26 protein-coding genes are annotated in these 17,544 nt (G+C 68.1%); 23 read left to right on the top strand and 3 right to left on the bottom strand.

The annotated features are described in order from the left end of the window. Positions 1–191 precede the first annotated feature (191 nt). The 3 genes from ACFWM7_RS23235 to ACFWM7_RS23225 all read right to left on the bottom strand — a co-directional run bounded on the left by ACFWM7_RS23235 (position 192) and on the right by ACFWM7_RS23225 (position 4,910). A complete protein-coding gene (locus tag ACFWM7_RS23235; protein WP_030084316.1) occupies positions 192–917 on the bottom strand; it encodes a trypsin-like serine protease in 726 nt (241 codons plus the stop codon). Positions 918–1,064: 147 nt separating this feature from the next. Next, positions 1,065–3,086: a PIG-L family deacetylase gene (locus tag ACFWM7_RS23230; protein ID WP_383263441.1), complete on the bottom strand. Its 2,022-nt coding sequence runs from the start codon at positions 3,084–3,086 to the stop codon at positions 1,065–1,067. Between the two features lie 270 nt (positions 3,087–3,356). Then, positions 3,357–4,910, bottom strand: a complete 1,554-nt coding sequence (locus ACFWM7_RS23225) for a hypothetical protein (RefSeq protein ID WP_383263440.1) — start codon at positions 4,908–4,910, stop codon at positions 3,357–3,359. 550 nt (positions 4,911–5,460) lie between these two features. Between ACFWM7_RS23225 and rpsJ the strand changes: the two genes are divergently transcribed. The 23 genes from rpsJ (at position 5,461) to ACFWM7_RS23110 (ending at position 17,497) form a co-directional block, all read left to right on the top strand. Beyond that, the gene (gene rpsJ / locus ACFWM7_RS23220) at positions 5,461–5,769 is read left to right on the top strand and encodes a 30S ribosomal protein S10 (RefSeq protein ID WP_003948644.1); all 309 of its coding nucleotides are present in this window, start codon (positions 5,461–5,463) and stop codon (positions 5,767–5,769) included. A 14-nt stretch (positions 5,770–5,783) separates the two neighbouring features. Beyond that, entirely contained in the window at positions 5,784–6,428 is a 645-nt protein-coding gene (rplC, locus tag ACFWM7_RS23215) for a 50S ribosomal protein L3 (protein WP_003966960.1), read from the top strand. Between the two features lie 4 nt (positions 6,429–6,432). Next, on the top strand, positions 6,433–7,083 hold the full coding sequence (gene rplD / locus ACFWM7_RS23210) for a 50S ribosomal protein L4 (protein WP_010058800.1): 651 nt from the start codon (positions 6,433–6,435) through the stop codon (positions 7,081–7,083). Then, a complete protein-coding gene (gene rplW / locus ACFWM7_RS23205; protein ID WP_003966958.1) occupies positions 7,083–7,406 on the top strand; it encodes a 50S ribosomal protein L23 in 324 nt (107 codons plus the stop codon). Before rplD ends, rplW begins: the two co-directional genes overlap by 1 nt. 39 nt (positions 7,407–7,445) lie before the next feature. Continuing rightward, positions 7,446–8,282 (top strand): 50S ribosomal protein L2, encoded by an 837-nt coding sequence (rplB, locus tag ACFWM7_RS23200; RefSeq protein WP_030798881.1) that lies wholly within the window; start codon positions 7,446–7,448, stop codon positions 8,280–8,282. Between the two features lie 12 nt (positions 8,283–8,294). Next, positions 8,295–8,576: a 30S ribosomal protein S19 gene (gene rpsS / locus ACFWM7_RS23195; protein ID WP_103509564.1), complete on the top strand. Its 282-nt coding sequence runs from the start codon at positions 8,295–8,297 to the stop codon at positions 8,574–8,576. A 42-nt stretch (positions 8,577–8,618) separates the two neighbouring features. Then, positions 8,619–8,966 carry a 50S ribosomal protein L22 gene (rplV, locus tag ACFWM7_RS23190; RefSeq protein WP_004571827.1) on the top strand — a complete coding sequence of 116 codons (348 nt, stop codon included), beginning with the start codon at positions 8,619–8,621 and terminating at the stop codon, positions 8,964–8,966. Then, positions 8,966–9,802, top strand: a complete 837-nt coding sequence (rpsC, locus tag ACFWM7_RS23185; protein ID WP_007446736.1) for a 30S ribosomal protein S3 — start codon at positions 8,966–8,968, stop codon at positions 9,800–9,802. Before rplV ends, rpsC begins: the two co-directional genes overlap by 1 nt. A 5-nt stretch (positions 9,803–9,807) precedes the next feature. Then, positions 9,808–10,227: a 50S ribosomal protein L16 gene (gene rplP, locus ACFWM7_RS23180; protein WP_003966953.1), complete on the top strand. Its 420-nt coding sequence runs from the start codon at positions 9,808–9,810 to the stop codon at positions 10,225–10,227. After that, positions 10,227–10,451, top strand: a complete 225-nt coding sequence (gene rpmC / locus ACFWM7_RS23175) for a 50S ribosomal protein L29 (protein WP_003966952.1) — start codon at positions 10,227–10,229, stop codon at positions 10,449–10,451. Before rplP ends, rpmC begins: the two co-directional genes overlap by 1 nt. After that, on the top strand, positions 10,451–10,735 hold the full coding sequence (rpsQ, locus tag ACFWM7_RS23170; protein ID WP_073718385.1) for a 30S ribosomal protein S17: 285 nt from the start codon (positions 10,451–10,453) through the stop codon (positions 10,733–10,735). Before rpmC ends, rpsQ begins: the two co-directional genes overlap by 1 nt. Before the next feature lie 107 nt (positions 10,736–10,842). Then, the gene (gene rplN, locus ACFWM7_RS23165) at positions 10,843–11,211 is read left to right on the top strand and encodes a 50S ribosomal protein L14 (protein ID WP_003966950.1); all 369 of its coding nucleotides are present in this window, start codon (positions 10,843–10,845) and stop codon (positions 11,209–11,211) included. Between the two features lie 2 nt (positions 11,212–11,213). Continuing rightward, positions 11,214–11,537 (top strand): 50S ribosomal protein L24, encoded by a 324-nt coding sequence (gene rplX, locus ACFWM7_RS23160; protein WP_003966949.1) that lies wholly within the window; start codon positions 11,214–11,216, stop codon positions 11,535–11,537. Beyond that, the gene (gene rplE, locus ACFWM7_RS23155; protein WP_003966948.1) at positions 11,537–12,094 is read left to right on the top strand and encodes a 50S ribosomal protein L5; all 558 of its coding nucleotides are present in this window, start codon (positions 11,537–11,539) and stop codon (positions 12,092–12,094) included. The genes rplX and rplE overlap by 1 nt, the downstream gene beginning before the upstream one ends. 2 nt (positions 12,095–12,096) lie before the next feature. Then, on the top strand, positions 12,097–12,282 hold the full coding sequence (locus tag ACFWM7_RS23150; protein WP_003948630.1) for a type Z 30S ribosomal protein S14: 186 nt from the start codon (positions 12,097–12,099) through the stop codon (positions 12,280–12,282). 223 nt (positions 12,283–12,505) lie between these two features. Then, positions 12,506–12,904: a 30S ribosomal protein S8 gene (rpsH, locus tag ACFWM7_RS23145; protein WP_007446728.1), complete on the top strand. Its 399-nt coding sequence runs from the start codon at positions 12,506–12,508 to the stop codon at positions 12,902–12,904. A gap of 21 nt (positions 12,905–12,925) precedes the next feature. Then, positions 12,926–13,465, top strand: a complete 540-nt coding sequence (rplF, locus tag ACFWM7_RS23140; RefSeq protein WP_030798876.1) for a 50S ribosomal protein L6 — start codon at positions 12,926–12,928, stop codon at positions 13,463–13,465. Between the two features lie 2 nt (positions 13,466–13,467). Next, positions 13,468–13,851, top strand: a complete 384-nt coding sequence (rplR, locus tag ACFWM7_RS23135) for a 50S ribosomal protein L18 (protein WP_015610732.1) — start codon at positions 13,468–13,470, stop codon at positions 13,849–13,851. Between the two features lie 47 nt (positions 13,852–13,898). Continuing rightward, positions 13,899–14,504: a 30S ribosomal protein S5 gene (rpsE, locus tag ACFWM7_RS23130; protein WP_010058791.1), complete on the top strand. Its 606-nt coding sequence runs from the start codon at positions 13,899–13,901 to the stop codon at positions 14,502–14,504. After that, positions 14,504–14,686: a 50S ribosomal protein L30 gene (gene rpmD / locus ACFWM7_RS23125; RefSeq protein WP_003966943.1), complete on the top strand. Its 183-nt coding sequence runs from the start codon at positions 14,504–14,506 to the stop codon at positions 14,684–14,686. Before rpsE ends, rpmD begins: the two co-directional genes overlap by 1 nt. A 1-nt stretch (position 14,687) precedes the next feature. Next, positions 14,688–15,143, top strand: a complete 456-nt coding sequence (gene rplO / locus ACFWM7_RS23120; protein ID WP_003966942.1) for a 50S ribosomal protein L15 — start codon at positions 14,688–14,690, stop codon at positions 15,141–15,143. Positions 15,144–15,524: 381 nt separating this feature from the next. Further along, on the top strand, positions 15,525–16,838 hold the full coding sequence (gene secY, locus ACFWM7_RS23115; protein WP_383263436.1) for a preprotein translocase subunit SecY: 1,314 nt from the start codon (positions 15,525–15,527) through the stop codon (positions 16,836–16,838). Then, a complete protein-coding gene (locus ACFWM7_RS23110) occupies positions 16,838–17,497 on the top strand; it encodes an adenylate kinase (protein ID WP_383263434.1) in 660 nt (219 codons plus the stop codon). The genes secY and ACFWM7_RS23110 overlap by 1 nt, the downstream gene beginning before the upstream one ends. Positions 17,498–17,544: the final 47 nt, after the last annotated feature.

Here is a 17,544-nt window from a genome sequence, read left to right as displayed (position 1 = left end):
CCTCGAAAGAGGTGCGGGGCCCTTCGCCGTGCCCGGACCCCGAGGGGGAATGGCTGTAGGGCCCCGGTACCTCGGGCGGTGAGGTACGGGGGCCCTACGGTTCAGGGGGACGGCGGGCCGGTCAGGTGCCGGCCGTCCCGAGTGGGGCGTTCAGGGCGTGTCCGGCGGATCGGGACCGGACAGGCCCTGGGTCAGACGCCCGCGATCGACTGGATCCAGGACCGGTACGCGGTGACGTTCGTGTACGCGGTCGTGGTCTGGCGGTCGCTGGTGGAGGCGACGCCGACCTGGATGCCGTTGGCCGTCATCGGGCCGCCGGAGTCGCCGCCGGCGGTGATGCCGTTGCCGCGGCGGGCGCAGATCGCCGAGCCGCCGTACGCGTCACCGCAGCCGCCGGTGACCGTCACGTTGGCGACCTTCAGGTAGCGCGACTGGCAGTTCGCCTCCGAGCCGCACTGCGAGGTCGCGCCCCAGCCCCAGACCTGGACGCTCTGCCCGACGCTCACCGAGCCGGGCGAGCCGAGGCGGGAGTAGGTCGCCTGCACGGAACGGTCCAGCCGGACGAGGGCCAGGTCCGAGCTGTGGGTGTACGTCTGGACGCCGTTCGCGACCACACCGCCGCTGTGCTGGTCGAGGCTGCCGATACGGAACGACAGACCGCCACCGGTGACGCAGTGCTTGGCGGTGAGGATCCAGGTCGGCGCGATGATCGTCGCCGAACAGGTCTCTCTGCCGTTCGAGAAGAGCCGGGCGGCCCAGGGGGCGTTCTGGGCGTAGCCGCCGCCGATGATCTGGGTGGTGGGCGGCGGGGCGTCCTGGAGCGGCGGCGCGGGTGCGGCCGTCGCGGACGGTGCGAAGAGCGAGAGGACGCAGGCCGCTGCTGCGGCGACAGCGGGCATGAGCCGGGATATGCGCATGATGCCTCGTTTCGCGCGACACGCTGGGTAGGCGTGTCCGTGGGGGATGGTGGGCAACAGGGTGCCGGAGCGCGGCGAGACGGGGGTACTAACGTTTGGCCATAACGCGACGTTATGGGACGGGAGTTGGCGGGAACGCGACCTCTTCTACGGTCGCCACACCCACGGAACGGCGTCCGGCCCGAACCCCACGACGGCGGGCCGCCCGTCCGCCGCGCCGAGGTGGAGGGCGGCGCCGTCCAGAGGGGCGGGGCCCCGGGAGCGTACGGCGATGCCCTCGGAGGTACGCAGCTGGATCCGGCCCTCCGCGGACCGGCCGAGCAGGACCGGGCCGGCCGGCGAGGCGGCGGCGGTCACCGGACCGTACCCCCCGAAGCGGGGCGCGGGAGCCTCCTCGGCGCGCACGGCGACGAGCCGCTCGCGCGCGGCGGGCCGGTAGTACAGCTCCACGGACCCGTCGGGCGCGGGGAGTGCGCCGGGCGCGTGCGCGGGGACGGGGGAGTCGGTGAGCTGGGTACGGGCGGTGACGTCGGTGTCCGGGGCGTCCTGGGTCCAGTGGTGCACGGCATGGTGCCCGGCCGCGTACACGTGGACGCGGCCAGCCGTGTCGACGACCGCGGTCAGCCCGTCCTGCACCTCGCCGCCGCCCATGTCGCGCCAGCCGCTCCAGCGGCCGGTGACCGCGTCGCGCACCCGGGTGCTGAGGCCCTTCTCCGCGTTCCGTACGAAGAGGTGGACGCGGCCGTCCGGGGCGGCGACGGCGATCGGCGTCCCGATGCGGCGGCCGTGGTCGGCTCCGGTGGCGGGGTTGCCGAGGCCCCGCCAGGCGCGGAAGGGGCCGCCGGGGGAGCGCTGCTCCAGGAGCACGATCTCGCGTTCGTTGTCCGCGCCGTGTCCGCCGAGCGCGGCGAACCGCAGCCCGAACAGCAGGTGCCGCCCGTCTGCCGTTACCGCGGAGCCCAGCACCGGGGCGAGCGGCCCGCCGCCGAGGTCGTCCGGCGCGTCCCAGACCCCGCTGCCGGGCGCGCTCTCGCGCCACCGGACGGCGCGCAGCCCGAGCACCCCGTAGGCGGTGAGCCGGCCGTCCGCGCCGGCGGCGACCTGGGCCCGGGGACCGGGGTAGCGGTGGTGGGTGGAGCGCACCCAGCCCTTGCGGTTGGTGAGCGGCCGGTCGCCGCCCACGTTGTAGTCCCCGCAGCCGGAGGGGTTGCCGCACTCCCAGTCGGGCGCGCCGCCGTACGGGACGAGGTGGGCGGCCTTGCGCTCCAGCACCGCGGGCGGCAGGTTCTTGGGCCAGTGCCGGTTGTAGTACCCCCGGAACGCGGCGACGACGAACCCGGGCACCGGCTCCCCGCGCCCCGTCGCCCCCGCCACCCAGCGGATCAGGGCGGCCCAGGCGAAGCACCCGGCGGCGGTGTGGTCGGCGTGGTCGGAGTACCCGCGCTGCTCGCTGTCCCGGCGGCGTTCGTACTCGCTGCTGAACTGGAGGTCCGGGTCCGGGTCGAGGGTGTGCACGACGGTCGGCCGGTACTGCTCCAGCAGCCCGGTGAGGACGTCGATCAGCGACTCGTACGTATACGAACCGGCGCGCTCCAGCGGGGAGTTGTCGGCGACGACGGTACGCAGCAGGAGCCGGCGGTCCCGCCAGAGACTGGGCAGCCCGGGGCGGCCGCGCCCGGTGTGCATCGCGGTGTTGAGGAAGACCAGCTCGACCCGGCGGACCCCGTCGGTCAGGACGTTCATCTCGGCCCGGTGGCCGCCGTGCAGGGCGGCCACCGACTTCTGCCAGGGCGTGAACCGATCGAACCCGAGCAGCTCGGCGTACGCCTGGCGCAGGCCCTGATGGCGGGAGGAGGAGTACGCGGCACGGTCGGGGGCCGGGCGGGGCGCACCGGGGATCTTGTTGACGCCGTCCGCCTCGCCCGCGGTCAGATACACGCAGACCAGCGGCGTCCCGGCGTCGAGGGCCTCACGGGTGTCCGGGTTCATGAAGTACAGGTCGTCGTCCGGGTGGGCCAGCAGCTGGAGGACCAGGGCCCGCCGACTGCTCGCTATGGCGAGCCCCGGTGCCGGATCCGGTACAGGACCCCGTCGCCGGGGCGCCGGCACGGCACATCCGGCGGTGGCGGCGGCCGCGGTGGCCGCGAGGAGGAGGCCGCGCCGGGGCATCCGTATCCGGGACGGCACAGATCGATCCACCACGCCACGCACCCCGTCCGCTCCCGCTTCCCCCGCAGCGGGCGAACGGTCGCCCTGTCCTGCGTCCTGCCTGACTCTCCGCGCAGGTCAGCGGCGGTCGGGCCGCGCCTGCGGGGGGATAGACGGCGATCGGGGCGGACGGGTTGCCCCGGCCCGGTCACGTTGTCGTCGTGGGCGGGCCGGGGCCGGGCACGGTGGTGCGAGGGGGCGTCGAGGGGTCGGGCCCCGACGGCGGGGCCGTCAGCCGGTCACCGCAGCGACGACGGAAGCGATGATGGCGAGGGCCGGCTGAGCGATGTCGGCCGCGCCCGCCAGCATCTCCCGCAGCCGTTCGGCCCGCAGCCGGAACGCGGACGCGTCCGAGGCGGGATCGTCGGCCAGCCGGGCGAGGTCGTGCACGGTCCGCGCGGCCTCGTCCCGGTCGGTGTCCGCGAGATCGGTGCTGGAGAGGGTCAGCTGAAGCAGCTGTCGAAGCTCCTCGTGGCCGTACTGGTTCTGGAAATCCCGGACGACGGTGTGCACGGGACGGTTGATGAACGTGGTGTTCTGGCCCTGGAAATAGAAGTTCTCGGTCATGAAGGATCCTGACGTGAGGACGACCCGACAGTTGTCGAGGTGGTAATCGGTGCTCGGGGCGGGGGCCGGCCGCAGCGCCGCCCTGATCGAGTGCTCAGCAGCCGCCACCGTGGCGAAGGCCGCGTCGTCGAGCCCCCGGGCGCTGTTCAGCAGGCTGCCCAGGACGGCTTCGCTGTCGTTCTCGATGTCGGCCCTGAGATCCAGCAGATCCAGCGGGCCGAACTCCTCGCCGGGCCGCCGCGCTCCGTCCTGGGCCGGGAGGGTGCCCAGGACCCGCGCCACCCGGCCGAAGAGGGTACGGAAGTACTGGGGAGTGGCCTGCTCCACCGGGAAGACGATCCGCCGCCCGCCCCAGGGTTGCTCGGGTCTGCCGTCGAAGAAGACCAGACAGGGCAGCAACTCCAGGGCCACGCCCAGCCGGTCGGCGATCGCGTACGCCCCCTGGGGTTCGTAGGGCTGCCAGCGGAGCCACCGCATGGACGAGAGCACCCGGTAGAGCTCCGGCTCCAGACGGCCACGCCAGTACGCCCGCGCCTCGGCCCACCGGGCCTGCCGCTCGACCACGAAGACGCGGGTGCTCGGCCCGGAGAGCGCGTCGAGGTCCTCGAAGTGCGTCCGGACGTACGTGGCCAGCTCCACGTCGGCCGTGGTGTAGAGGAGCACGCCCCACAGCCGTGGCCCGCCGTCGGGGGCGGAGCCGTTCATCGCGAGCTGGAGCCGCTCCAGGAGCACGGCCGGGTTCGGCGCCGGCGCCAGGCAATAGGCGCCCTGCGCCGTTCTCTCGATGCACAGGACGATGAGGTCACCGTCGGCCAGGCCGGTCCGCTCCAGGGACAGTCCGGGCTCGTACTCCTCATCGGTCACGGGATCGGCCAGCCAGGTCCGCAGGACCCGGTCATGCCAGGGGGAGTCCTCGGCGGGCGCAGCCGGCTCCTCGTCCGGCTGGGCGGCGCCGGTGCGGCGGGCCTCCCGCAGGGCGAGCGCCAGGCACTCGGCCACGGTCATGGACGCGGGTACGGAGATCTCGAAGGCGTCGCCGAGTTCGGAATCGTGCAGCTCGCGCCAGCGGGCGGAGGAGTCCCCGTCGGCGGGAGAGAGAAAGGGGTCGAAGGCCCCGCGGAAGGAGTCCATCGCGCGCTGGGTCCAGGCGAACCTGGAGCCGTAAGCGCCGTAGAACTCGACCAAGTCGCCTTCGCACACGTGGACGAGCAGTCGCATCCAACCTCCCCCCGAGAGTCTTGGCCGCCAGACTAAGGGGTGCACCGGGTCTCGGGGGGAAACTTCCGACGGTGACCGGCGCGGCGGGTCGGAATGATCACGGGAAGGGCTCGATCCCGGGGCCGATGAGGCGGTGCGGCTCCGCCGGATGCGTGTCCGCGTTTGAGCATTCGTTCGCTCGGGGTAGGATTCCCGACTCGATTGGCCAGGCCCGCGCCCCGTATGGCACACTGACCAGGTTGCTCGGTTGAGTGTCAATGCTGCGCGCCTCCCGCCGGGAGGACCGGAAGCGAGTCCCACAGTACTCGTCGGCCCTGTAGGGCCGGACGTACGGGAATCTTCCGGGAAGCAATGCAGGGCGCCGGCCAGGCACCCGGTGGGTGTTCCGCCCCCGGTTCCGCGGTCCTCGGGCCCGCGCCCCCTTGGTTGGGATCTCCTTCGGGAGATTTTCGTAGAGGGGATGCGACACGCCCGACCGCGTGGGTCGGAGGGGGAGTCCAGAGAGCCCCCGGGTTCCAGAGCGTTACGAGAGACAGGACTACTAGTAGCCATGGCGGGACAGAAGATCCGCATCCGGCTCAAGGCCTACGACCACGAGGTCATCGACTCCTCGGCGAAGAAGATCGTCGAGACGGTGACCCGCACTGGTGCGTCGGTCGCGGGCCCGGTGCCGCTGCCCACTGAGAAGAACGTGTACTGCGTCATCAAGTCGCCGCACAAGTACAAGGACTCTCGCGAGCACTTCGAGATGCGCACGCACAAGCGCCTCATCGACATTCTCGACCCCACGCCGAAGACGGTTGACTCGCTGATGCGCCTCGACCTGCCGGCTGGCGTCGACATCGAGATCAAGCTCTGAGGGGACGGGCCGAGATGAGCAAGAACATCAAGGGCGTCCTGGGCGAGAAGCTCGGCATGACCCAGGTCTGGGACGAGAACAACCGGGTCGTCCCGGTGACCGTCGTCAAGGCCGGTCCGTGCGTCGTGACGCAGGTTCGCACCAACGACAGCGACGGCTACGAAGCGGTCCAGATCGCCTTCGGCGAGATCGACCCGCGCAAGGTGAACAAGCCCCTCAAGGGTCACTTCGCCAAGGCCGACGTCACCCCGCGCCGCCACCTGGTGGAGCTCCGCACCCCTGACGCCAGCGAGTACACGCTGGGCCAGGAGGTCACTGCCGAGGTGTTCGAGTCCGGCGTCAAGGTCGACGTCACGGGCAAGAGCAAGGGCAAGGGCTTCGCCGGTGTCATGAAGCGTCACAACTTCAAGGGCCTCGGCGCCGGGCACGGCACCCAGCGCAAGCACCGTTCCCCCGGTTCCATCGGTGGCTGCGCCACCCCTGGGCGTGTCTTCAAGGGCATGCGCATGGCGGGCCGTATGGGTAACGAGCGCGTCACCACCCAGAACCTGACCATCCACGCGGTTGACGCGGAGAAGGGTCTGCTCCTCATCAAGGGCGCGGTCCCCGGTCCGAACGGCGGCCTCGTCCTGGTCCGTACCGCGGCCAAGGGGGCTTGAGGTAATGAGCACCATTGACATCCTTTCGCCGGCAGGCGACAAGGCCGGTACCGTCGAGCTCCCCGCGGAGATCTTCGACGCGAAGACCAGCGTTCCGCTGATCCACCAGGTCGTTGTCGCTCAGCTGGCGGCTGCCCGTCAGGGCACGCACAAGACCAAGCGCCGCGGTGAAGTCCGCGGTGGTGGTAAGAAGCCTTACCGTCAGAAGGGCACCGGCCGCGCCCGTCAGGGTTCGACCCGCGCCCCGCAGTTCGCCGGTGGTGGCGTCGTCCACGGCCCGCAGCCGCGTGACTACTCGCAGCGGACCCCGAAGAAGATGAAGGCCGCCGCCCTGCGCGGTGCCCTCTCGGACCGGGCCCGTCACTCCCGTATCCACGTCGTCACCGGCGTGGTCGAGGGTGCCGCCTCCACGAAGGCCGCCAAGACGCTGCTCGGCAAGATCTCGGAGCGCCAGAACCTGCTCCTGGTCGTCGACCGCGCCGACGAGGCCGCGTGGCTGTCCGCGCGCAACCTGCCCCAGGTGCACATCCTGGAGCCGGGCCAGCTCAACACGTACGACGTGATCGTCTCTGACGACGTGGTCTTCACCCAGGCCGCTTTCGAGTCCTTCGTGTCTGGCCCCCAGACCGCTGAGACCGAAGGGAGCGCCGCCTGATGAGTGAGGCGACCGTTACCAGCAAGACGTACTCGGACCCGCGTGACGTTCTCGTCAAGCCCGTGGTCTCCGAGAAGAGCTACGCGCTGCTCGACGAGAACAAGTACACGTTCATCGTCGCGCCCGGCTCCAACAAGACCCAGATCAAGCAGGCCGTCGAGGCGGTCTTCTCGGTCAAGGTCACCGGGGTCAACACGATCAACCGGCAGGGCAAGCGCAAGCGCACCCGCACCGGTTTCGGCAAGCGCGCCGACACGAAGCGCGCCATCGTGACCCTCGCCGAGGGCGACCGTATCGACATCTTCGGCGGCCCGACCTCCTAACGGAGTTCGAGTCGTCCGGAATCGGACGAGGACTGAGAAATGGGTATCCGCAAGTACAAGCCGACGACCCCGGGCCGTCGTGGCTCCAGCGTCGCCGACTTTGTCGAGATCACGCGGTCCACGCCGGAGAAGTCGCTGGTCCGCCCCCTGCACAGCAAGGGCGGCCGTAACAACGCCGGTCGTGTGACCGTTCGCCACCAGGGTGGTGGCCACAAGCGCGCCTACCGCGTGATCGACTTCCGTCGTCACGACAAGGACGGCGTGCCGGCCAAGGTCGCGCACATCGAGTACGACCCGAACCGCACCGCGCGCATCGCGCTGCTGCACTACGCGGACGGCGAGAAGCGTTACATCGTCGCTCCCCGTGGCCTGTCGCAGGGTGACCGTGTCGAGAACGGTCCGGCCGCCGACATCAAGCCCGGCAACAACCTGGCGCTGCGCAACATCCCGGTCGGTACGACCATCCACGCCATCGAGCTGCGGCCCGGCGGCGGCGCGAAGTTCGCCCGTTCCGCGGGTGCCTCCGTGCAGCTGCTGGCGAAGGAGGGCACCATGGCCCACCTTCGTATGCCGTCGGGTGAGATCCGCCTGGTCGACGCGCGCTGCCGCGCGACGATCGGTGAGGTCGGCAACGCCGAGCAGTCGAACATCAACTGGGGCAAGGCCGGCCGCATGCGCTGGAAGGGCGTCCGCCCGACCGTCCGCGGTGTCGCGATGAACCCGGTTGACCACCCGCACGGTGGTGGTGAAGGCAAGACCTCCGGTGGACGTCACCCGGTCTCGCCGTGGGGTCAGAAGGAGGGTCGTACTCGTTCTCCCAAGAAGGCGAGCAACAAGTACATCGTCCGCCGCCGCAAGACGAACAAGAAGCGCTAGGAGCGGGTTTAGATGCCGCGCAGTCTCAAGAAGGGGCCCTTCGTCGACGGCCACCTCATCAAGAAGGTGGACGTACAGAACGACGCGGGGACCAAGAACGTCATCAAGACCTGGTCCCGTCGCTCGATGATCGTCCCGGCCATGCTGGGTCACACCATCGCGGTGCACAACGGCAAGATCCACGTCCCGGTGTTCGTCACCGAGTCGATGGTCGGCCACAAGCTCGGCGAGTTCTCGCCGACTCGCACCTTCCGCGGCCACGTCAAGGACGACCGGAAGTCGAAGCGCCGCTAGCGCGGGGTGGAAACGACTATGACTTACACCGAAGGGACAACCATGGAAGCCAGGGCCCAGGCGCGGTACATCCGCGTCACGCCCATGAAGGCCCGCCGAGTGGTGGACCTCATCCGTGGCATGGATGCCACGGAGGCTCAGGCGGTCCTGCGTTTCGCCCCGCAGGCCGCGAGCGTGCCGGTTGGCAAGGTGCTGGACAGCGCCATCGCCAACGCTGCACACAACTACGACCACACCGACGCCTCTTCGCTGGTCATCAGCGAGGCGTACGTGGACGAGGGCCCGACCCTGAAGCGGTTCCGTCCGCGTGCTCAGGGCCGTGCCTACCGGATCCGTAAGCGGACCAGCCACATCACCGTGGTCGTCAGCAGCAAGGAAGGAACCCGGTAATGGGCCAGAAGGTAAACCCGCACGGGTTCCGGCTCGGCATCACCACGGACTTCAAGTCCCGCTGGTACGCCGACAAGCTGTACAAGGACTACGTCAAGGAAGACGTCGCCATTCGTCGCATGATGACGAAGGGCATGGAGCGGGCCGGCATCTCGAAGGTCGAGATCGAGCGCACCCGCGACCGCGTCCGCGTTGACATCCACACCGCCCGCCCGGGCATCGTCATCGGTCGCCGTGGCGCCGAGGCCGATCGCATCCGCGGCGAGCTGGAGAAGCTGACCGGCAAGCAGGTCCAGCTGAACATCCTCGAGGTCAAGAACCCCGAGGTGGACGCTCAGCTGGTGGCCCAGGCCGTCGCCGAGCAGCTCTCCTCCCGCGTCTCCTTCCGTCGGGCCATGCGTAAGAGCATGCAGTCCTCGATGAAGGCCGGCGCCAAGGGCATCAAGATCCAGTGCGGCGGTCGCCTCGGCGGCGCCGAGATGTCCCGCTCGGAGTTCTACCGCGAGGGCCGCGTGCCCCTGCACACCCTCCGTGCGAACGTCGACTACGGCTTCTTCGAGGCCAAGACGACCTTCGGCCGCATCGGCGTGAAGGTCTGGATCTACAAGGGCGACGTCAAGAACATCGCCGAGGTTCGCGCCGAGAACGCCGCGGCCCGCGCCGGCAACCGTCCGGCTCGTGGCGGCGCTGACCGCCCGGCCGGCCGCGGTGGCCGTGGTGGCGAGCGTGGCGGTCGCGGCCGTAAGCCGCAGCAGTCGCCGGCAGCCGAGGCCCCCAAGGCCGACGCTCCCGCCGCCGCTGCTCCGGCTGCTGAGAGCACCGGAACGGAGGCCTGACCGAAATGCTGATCCCCCGTAGGGTCAAGCACCGCAAGCAGCACCACCCGAAGCGCAGCGGTATGTCCAAGGGTGGCACGCAGGTTGCGTTCGGCGAGTACGGCATCCAGGCGCTGACCCCGGCGTACGTGACGAACCGTCAGATCGAGTCCGCTCGTATCGCGATGACCCGTCACATCAAGCGTGGCGGCAAGGTCTGGATCAACATCTACCCGGACCGTCCCCTGACGAAGAAGCCTGCCGAGACCCGCATGGGTTCCGGTAAGGGTTCTCCCGAGTGGTGGATCGCGAACGTCAAGCCGGGTCGGGTGATGTTCGAGCTGTCCTACCCGAACGAGAAGATTGCTCGTGAGGCGCTCACCCGCGCTGCTCACAAGCTTCCGATGAAGTGCCGGATCGTTCGGCGCGAGGCAGGTGAGTCGTGATGTCGGCCGGTACCAAGGCGTCCGAGCTGCGCGAGCTGGGCGACGAGGAGCTCCTCAACAAGCTCCGCGAAGCCAAGGAAGAGCTGTTCAACCTCCGCTTCCAGGCGGCGACGGGCCAGCTCGAGAACCACGGCCGGCTCAAGTCCGTCCGTAAGGACATCGCCCGGATCTACACCCTGATGCGTGAGCGCGAGCTGGGCATCGAGACGGTGGAGAGCGCCTGATGAGCGAGAAGACTGTGACTGAGACGAACACCGACCGCGGTTTCCGCAAGACCCGTGAGGGTCTGGTCGTCAGCGACAAGATGGACAAGACCGTCGTCGTCGCTGTCGAGGACCGCGTCAAGCACGCGCTGTACGGCAAGGTCATCCGCCGTACGAACAAGCTCAAGGCCCACGACGAGCAGAACGCTGCAGGCGTCGGCGACCGCGTCATCATCATGGAGACGCGTCCGCTGTCCGCCTCGAAGCGCTGGCGCATCGTCGAGATCCTCGAGAAGGCCAAGTAATTCCTGAGGGATTCTCCCCTCAGGTCAGTTCCGCCAGGCTCGGTGAGGTGCCTCTCCGGTAACGGAGAGGCACCCGCCGGGAACCGGCAGACGATCAGGAGATAGACGTGATCCAGCAGGAGTCGCGACTGCGCGTCGCCGACAACACGGGTGCGAAGGAAATTCTCACCATTCGTGTTCTCGGTGGCTCGGGTCGCCGCTACGCGGGTATCGGTGACGTCATCGTCGCCACCGTCAAGGACGCGATCCCCGGTGGCAACGTGAAGAAGGGTGACGTCGTCAAGGCCGTCATCGTTCGCACCGTCAAGGAGCGTCGTCGTCAGGATGGCTCGTACATCCGCTTCGACGAGAACGCCGCCGTCATTCTGAAGAACGACGGCGACCCCCGCGGCACCCGCATCTTCGGCCCGGTGGGCCGGGAGCTGCGCGAGAAGAAGTTCATGAAGATCATCTCGCTCGCGCCGGAGGTGCTGTAAGCATGAAGATCAAGAAGGGCGACCTGGTTCAGGTCATCACCGGTAAGGACAAGGGCAAGCAGGGCAAGGTCATCGTGGCCTACCCCGCTCAGGACCGCGTCCTCGTCGAGGGTGTCAACCGGGTCAAGAAGCACACCAAGGCCGGTCAGACGGCTCGCGGTTCGCAGACGGGTGGGATTGTCACCACCGAGGCCCCGATCCACGTCAGCAACGTACAGCTGGTCGTGGAGAAGGACGGCAACAAGGTTGTCACCCGCGTCGGCTACCGCTTTGACGACGAGGGCAACAAGATCCGCGTTGCCAAGCGGACCGGTGAGGACATCTGATGACTGCCACCACTGCGCCGCGTCTCAAGACGCGCTACCGCGAGGAAATCGCCGGCAAGCTGCGTGAGGAGTTCTCGTACGAGAACGTCATGCAGGTTCCCGGTCTGGTCAAGATCGTGGTCAACATGGGTGTGGGCGACGCCGCCCGCGACTCCAAGCTGATCGACGGTGCCGTCAAGGACCTCACCACGATCACCGGCCAGAAGCCGGCCGTCACGAAGGCCCGCAAGTCCATCGCGCAGTTCAAGCTGCGCGAGGGCCAGCCGATCGGCTGCCACGTCACCCTTCGTGGTGACCGGATGTGGGAGTTCCTGGACCGTACGCTGTCGCTCGCGCTGCCGCGTATCCGTGACTTCCGTGGCCTGTCGCCGAAGCAGTTCGACGGCCGTGGCAACTACACCTTCGGTCTCACGGAGCAGGTCATGTTCCACGAGATCGACCAGGACAAGATCGACCGGGTCCGGGGCATGGACATCACCGTGGTCACCACGGCGACCAACGACGACGAGGGTCGTGCCCTCCTTCGTCACCTCGGCTTCCCGTTCAAGGAGAACTGACCGTGGCGAAGAAGGCTCTGATCGCTAAGGCCGCCCGTAAGCCGAAGTTCGGCGTTCGCGGGTACACCCGCTGCCAGCGCTGCGGCCGGCCCCACTCCGTCTACCGCAAGTTCGGCCTGTGCCGCGTGTGCCTTCGTGAGATGGCTCACCGTGGCGAGCTGCCGGGCGTGACCAAGAGCTCCTGGTAACTCCCCTCTGCCCTCGGGCAAGGGGAAGTTCTGGAGACTCTCGGTAAGTATCTGGTCGGCAGGAGCCCCTCCTTTCATGCCGTAGGCTAGAAGGGTTGGGCGCCTGCCGCCCACGACCGACTTACTACGCCGTAGGTCCCCGCACCGCACCCGTCCCGCCACTGAGTGGGGAGAGGGATGGCGCATACAGGAAACCCCGGCGAGAGAGGCCGAAGGCCAACTCATGACCATGACTGATCCCATCGCAGACATGCTCACGCGTCTGCGTAACGCGAACTCGGCATATCACGACGATGTCTCGATGCCGCACAGCAAGATCAAGTCGCACATCGCGGAGATCCTCCAGCAGGAGGGCTTCATCACCGGCTGGAAGGTCGAGGACGCCGAGGTCGGCAAGAACCTCGTCCTCGAGCTGAAGTTCGGCCCGAACCGCGAGCGCTCGATCGCCGGCATCAAGCGGATTTCGAAGCCGGGTCTGCGTGTATACGCAAAGTCCACCAACCTGCCGAAGGTCCTCGGCGGCCTGGGCGTGGCGATCATCTCCACGTCCCACGGTCTCCTGACCGGCCAGCAGGCAGGCAAGAAGGGCGTAGGTGGGGAAGTCCTCGCCTACGTCTGGTAGTCGGGAAAGGAAGGAAAGCTCATGTCGCGAATCGGCAAGCTCCCCATCCAGGTTCCCGCCGGTGTGGACGTCACCATCGATGGCCGTACGGTCGCGGTGAAGGGCCCCAAGGGTTCCCTCTCGCACACCGTTGCCGCGCCGATCGAGGTCTCCAAGGGCGAGGACGGCGTGCTCAACGTCTCCCGTCCGAACGACGAGCGTCAGAACAAGGCCCTCCACGGCCTGTCCCGCACGCTGGTGGCGAACATGATCACCGGCGTGACCGCGGGTTACTCCAAGGCGCTCGAGATCAGCGGTGTCGGTTACCGCGTCCAGGCGAAGGGCTCCAACCTGGAGTTCGCCCTGGGCTACAGCCACCCGATCCTCATCGAGGCTCCGGAAGGCATCACCTTCAAGGTCGAGTCGCCCACGAAGCTCAGCGTCGAGGGCATCGACAAGCAGAAGGTCGGCGAGGTAGCCGCCAACATCCGCAAGCTGCGGAAGCCCGACCCGTACAAGGCCAAGGGCGTCAAGTACGCGGGCGAGGTCATCCGCCGCAAGGTCGGAAAGGCTGGTAAGTAGCCATGGCATACGGTGTGAAGATCGCCAAGGGCGACGCGTACAAGCGTGCCGCTCTCAAGCGCCGCCACATCCGCGTCCGCAAGCACATCTCCGGTTCGCCGGAGCGTCCTCGCTTGGTCGTGACGCGTTCCAACCGCCACATCGTGGCCCAGGTCATCGACGACATCGCGGGCCACACGCTCGCGTCGGCGTCGACCCTGGACACCTCGATCCGTGGTGGCGAGGGTGACAAGAGCGCCCAGGCCCAGCAGGTCGGCGCCCTGGTCGCCGAGCGCGCCAAGGCCGCAGGCGTCGAGGCCGTCGTGTTTGACCGCGGTGGTAACCAGTACGCCGGGCGGATTGCCGCTCTGGCTGACGCCGCCCGTGAAGCCGGGCTGAAGTTCTAAGCCCCGGTTCCTACGCACAGCGGACGTAACAGAGAGAGGTAATTCCAATGGCTGGACCCCAGCGCCGCGGAAGCGGTGCCGGTGGCGGCGAGCGGCGGGACCGGAAGGGCCGTGACGGTGGCGCCAGCGCCGCCGAGAAGACCGCGTACGTCGAGCGCGTCGTCGCGATCAACCGCGTCGCCAAGGTTGTGAAGGGTGGTCGTCGCTTCAGCTTCACCGCGCTGGTCGTGGTGGGCGATGGTGACGGCACCGTCGGTGTCGGATACGGCAAGGCCAAGGAAGTTCCCGCGGCCATCGCCAAGGGTGTCGAAGAGGCCAAGAAGAACTTCTTCAAGGTCCCGCGCATCCAGGGCACCATTCCTCACCCGATCACGGGCGAGAAGGCTGCGGGCGTCGTCCTGCTCAAGCCGGCTTCCCCCGGTACCGGTGTTATCGCCGGTGGCCCGGTGCGTGCCGTGCTCGAGTGCGCCGGCGTTCACGACATCCTGTCGAAGTCGCTTGGTTCGTCCAACGCGATCAACATCGTGCACGCGACCGTGGAGGCCCTGAAGGGCCTGCAGCGTCCCGAGGAGATCGCGGCCCGCCGCGGTCTGCCCCTCGAGGACGTCGCCCCCGCGGCTCTGCTTCGTGCACGTGCGGGAGCGGGTGCGTAATGGCTCGCCTCAAGATCACGCAGACGAAGTCGTACATCGGCAGCAAGCAGAACCACCGCGACACCCTGCGTTCGCTCGGGCTCAAGCGCCTGAACGACTCGGTTGTCAAGGAGGACCGCCCCGAGTTCCGCGGAATGGTGCACACCGTCCGCCACCTCGTGACGGTTGAGGAGGTTGACTGACATGGCGGAGAACAGCCCGCTGAAGGCCCACAACCTCCGGCCTGCCCCGGGCGCCAAGACCGCCAAGACCCGTGTGGGTCGTGGTGAGGCGTCCAAGGGTAAGACCGCAGGCCGTGGTACCAAGGGTACGAAGGCTCGTTACCAGGTTCCGGAGCGCTTCGAGGGTGGCCAGATGCCCCTCCACATGCGTCTCCCGAAGCTCAAGGGCTTCAAGAACCCGTTCCGCACGGAGTACCAGGTCGTGAACCTGGACAAGCTCGCGACGCTCTACCCCGAGGGTGGAGAGGTCACGGTGGCCGACCTGGTCGCCAAGGGCGCTGTGCGCAACAACCACCTCGTCAAGGTCCTCGGACAGGGCGAGATCTCCGTGGCGCTGCAGGTTTCGGTTGACGCCGTCTCCGGCTCCGCCAAGGAGAAGATCACCGCCGCCGGCGGTACGGTCACCGAGCTCGTCTGAGCCACGGGACAGAACTGAGCCCGGCCGGCTGCCTCTTCGGAGGTGGCCGGCCGGGTTTTTTCGTGATTCGGGGCGCTGTACGGGAACCGTAAAGGCTCGGGAAAGGTTGAACGGGTGTCCACCGCACCGGCGGTGGGGGAGCGGAGGGGCGTTCACGTCCCAAATGGTGCGGCTTGGCCGGTCTTTCACGGCGTGGGCCGGGAGGCGGGCGTTGCACCGGCGTGCGGTGCGTGTTTCCCGCTCACTCCCGGGCCGGGTAGGGTGGCGCCGTTAATCTTTTGTGGCCTCCTTACGATGTAGGGCTGCCTTGTATCCGATCCCATCCAGTCCCATCCAGACCCGTCGCCTCTGACGCATAGCGCGGGGGTCGCAGGAGGCACCGTGTTCACCGCGTTCGCCCGAGCGTTCAAGACGCCCGACCTGCGCAAGAAGCTGCTCTTCACGCTCGGCATCATCGTGATCTACCGGCTCGGGGCGCACGTCCCGGCCCCCGGCGTCGACTACACGAAGGTGCAGCAGTGCATCGACCAGGCCGACTCGGGTGGTCTCCTCGGTCTGATGCAGATGTTCAGCGGTGGCGCCCTGCTGCAGATCACCATCTTCGCGCTTGGCATCATGCCGTACATCACGGCCAGCATCATTCTGCAGCTGCTGACCGTCGTGATCCCGCGCCTGGAAGCCCTGAAGAAGGAGGGGCAGTCCGGCACGGCGAAGATCACGCAGTACACGCGTTATCTGACGGTCGCGCTGGCCGTCCTCCAGGGCACCGGCCTCGTCGCCACCGCCCGTAGCGGTGCGCTCTTCCAGAACTGTTCCGTGGGCGACCAGATCGTCTCGGACAAGTCGGTCTTCACGACGGTCATCATGGTCCTCACCATGACCGCCGGTACGGCCGCCGTCATGTGGCTCGGTGAGCTGATCACCGACCGCGGCATCGGCAACGGCATGTCGATCCTGATGTTCATCTCGATCGCCGCCACCTTCCCCGGCGCCCTGTGGGCCATCAAGGAGAGCGGCAAGCTGGCCGACGGCTGGATCGAGTTCGGCACGGTCATCCTGATCGGCTTCGTGATGGTCGGACTCGTCGTCTTCGTCGAGCAGGCCCAGCGCCGCATCCCGGTGCAGTATGCGAAGCGCATGATCGGACGCCGGTCCTACGGCGGCACGTCCACGTACATCCCGCTCAAGGTGAACCAGGCCGGTGTGATTCCGGTCATCTTCGCCTCGTCGCTGCTCTACATCCCGGCGCTGATCGTCCAGTTCTCCGGTTCCCAGGCGGGCTGGGCGACCTGGATCACGGACAACTTCGTCGAGCAGAACGCGCCGTATTACATGGTGGCGTACTTCCTGCTGATCGTCTTCTTCGCGTTCTTCTATGTGGCCATCTCGTTCAACCCCGACGAGGTCGCCGACAACATGAAGAAGTATGGTGGCTTCATCCCGGGTATCCGCGCAGGTCGTCCTACTGCCGAATACCTGAGCTACGTGCTCAACCGGATCACTTGGCCAGGCTCGCTGTACCTGGCCCTGATCGCTCTTGTGCCGACGATGGCGTTGGCGGGCTTCGGCGGTGCGAACGCGAACTTCCCGTTCGGTGGGACGAGCATCCTCATCATCGTGGGTGTGGGTCTGGAAACCGTGAAGCAGATCGAGAGTCAGCTCCAGCAGCGCAATTACGAAGGGTTCCTCCGCTGATGCGAATCGTCCTCGTCGGGCCTCCGGGTGCCGGCAAGGGAACGCAGGCTGCGTACCTTGCCCAGAACCTGTCGATTCCGCACATCGCCACGGGCGACCTCTTCCGCGCCAACATCAGCCAGGGCACCGACCTTGGCAAGCAGGCCCGCGCCTACATGGACGCAGGCCAGCTGGTGCCGGACGAGGTCACCATCGGGATGGCCAAGGACCGGATGGCCCAGGCGGACGCCGTGGGCGGCTTCCTGCTGGACGGCTTCCCGCGGAACGTGGGCCAGGCCGAAGCCCTTGACGTGATGCTCAAGGACGAGGGCGTGAAGCTGGACGCGGTCCTCGATCTGGAGGTCCCCGAGGACGAGGTCGTGAAGCGGATCGCGGGTCGCCGCGTCTGCCGCAACAACAGCGCGCACGTCTTCCACCTGACGTACAACCCGCCGAAGGCCGAGGGCGTCTGCGACGCCTGCGGCGGCGAGCTGTACCAGCGGGACGACGACAGCGAGGAGACGGTCCGTACCCGGCTGGAGGTCTACCACACGCAGACCGAGCCGATCATCGACTACTACCGGGCCCAGGGCCTGGTGGTGACCATCTCCGCGCTGGGCAAGGTCGCGGACGTGACCGCTCGCGCCATGGAGGCGCTGAAGCCCGCGAACGAGGGCTGAGCGTCACCCCGCATCACCCGTAGTGCAAGCCGGCCGCGGGGGCCCCC

Origin of the sequence: Streptomyces sp. NPDC058375 (assembly GCF_042723425.1) — a bacterium.
Taxonomy (GTDB): Bacteria; Actinomycetota; Actinomycetes; order Streptomycetales; family Streptomycetaceae; genus Streptomyces; species Streptomyces durocortorensis.
This window is presented reverse-complemented; position numbering and strand designations above follow the sequence as displayed.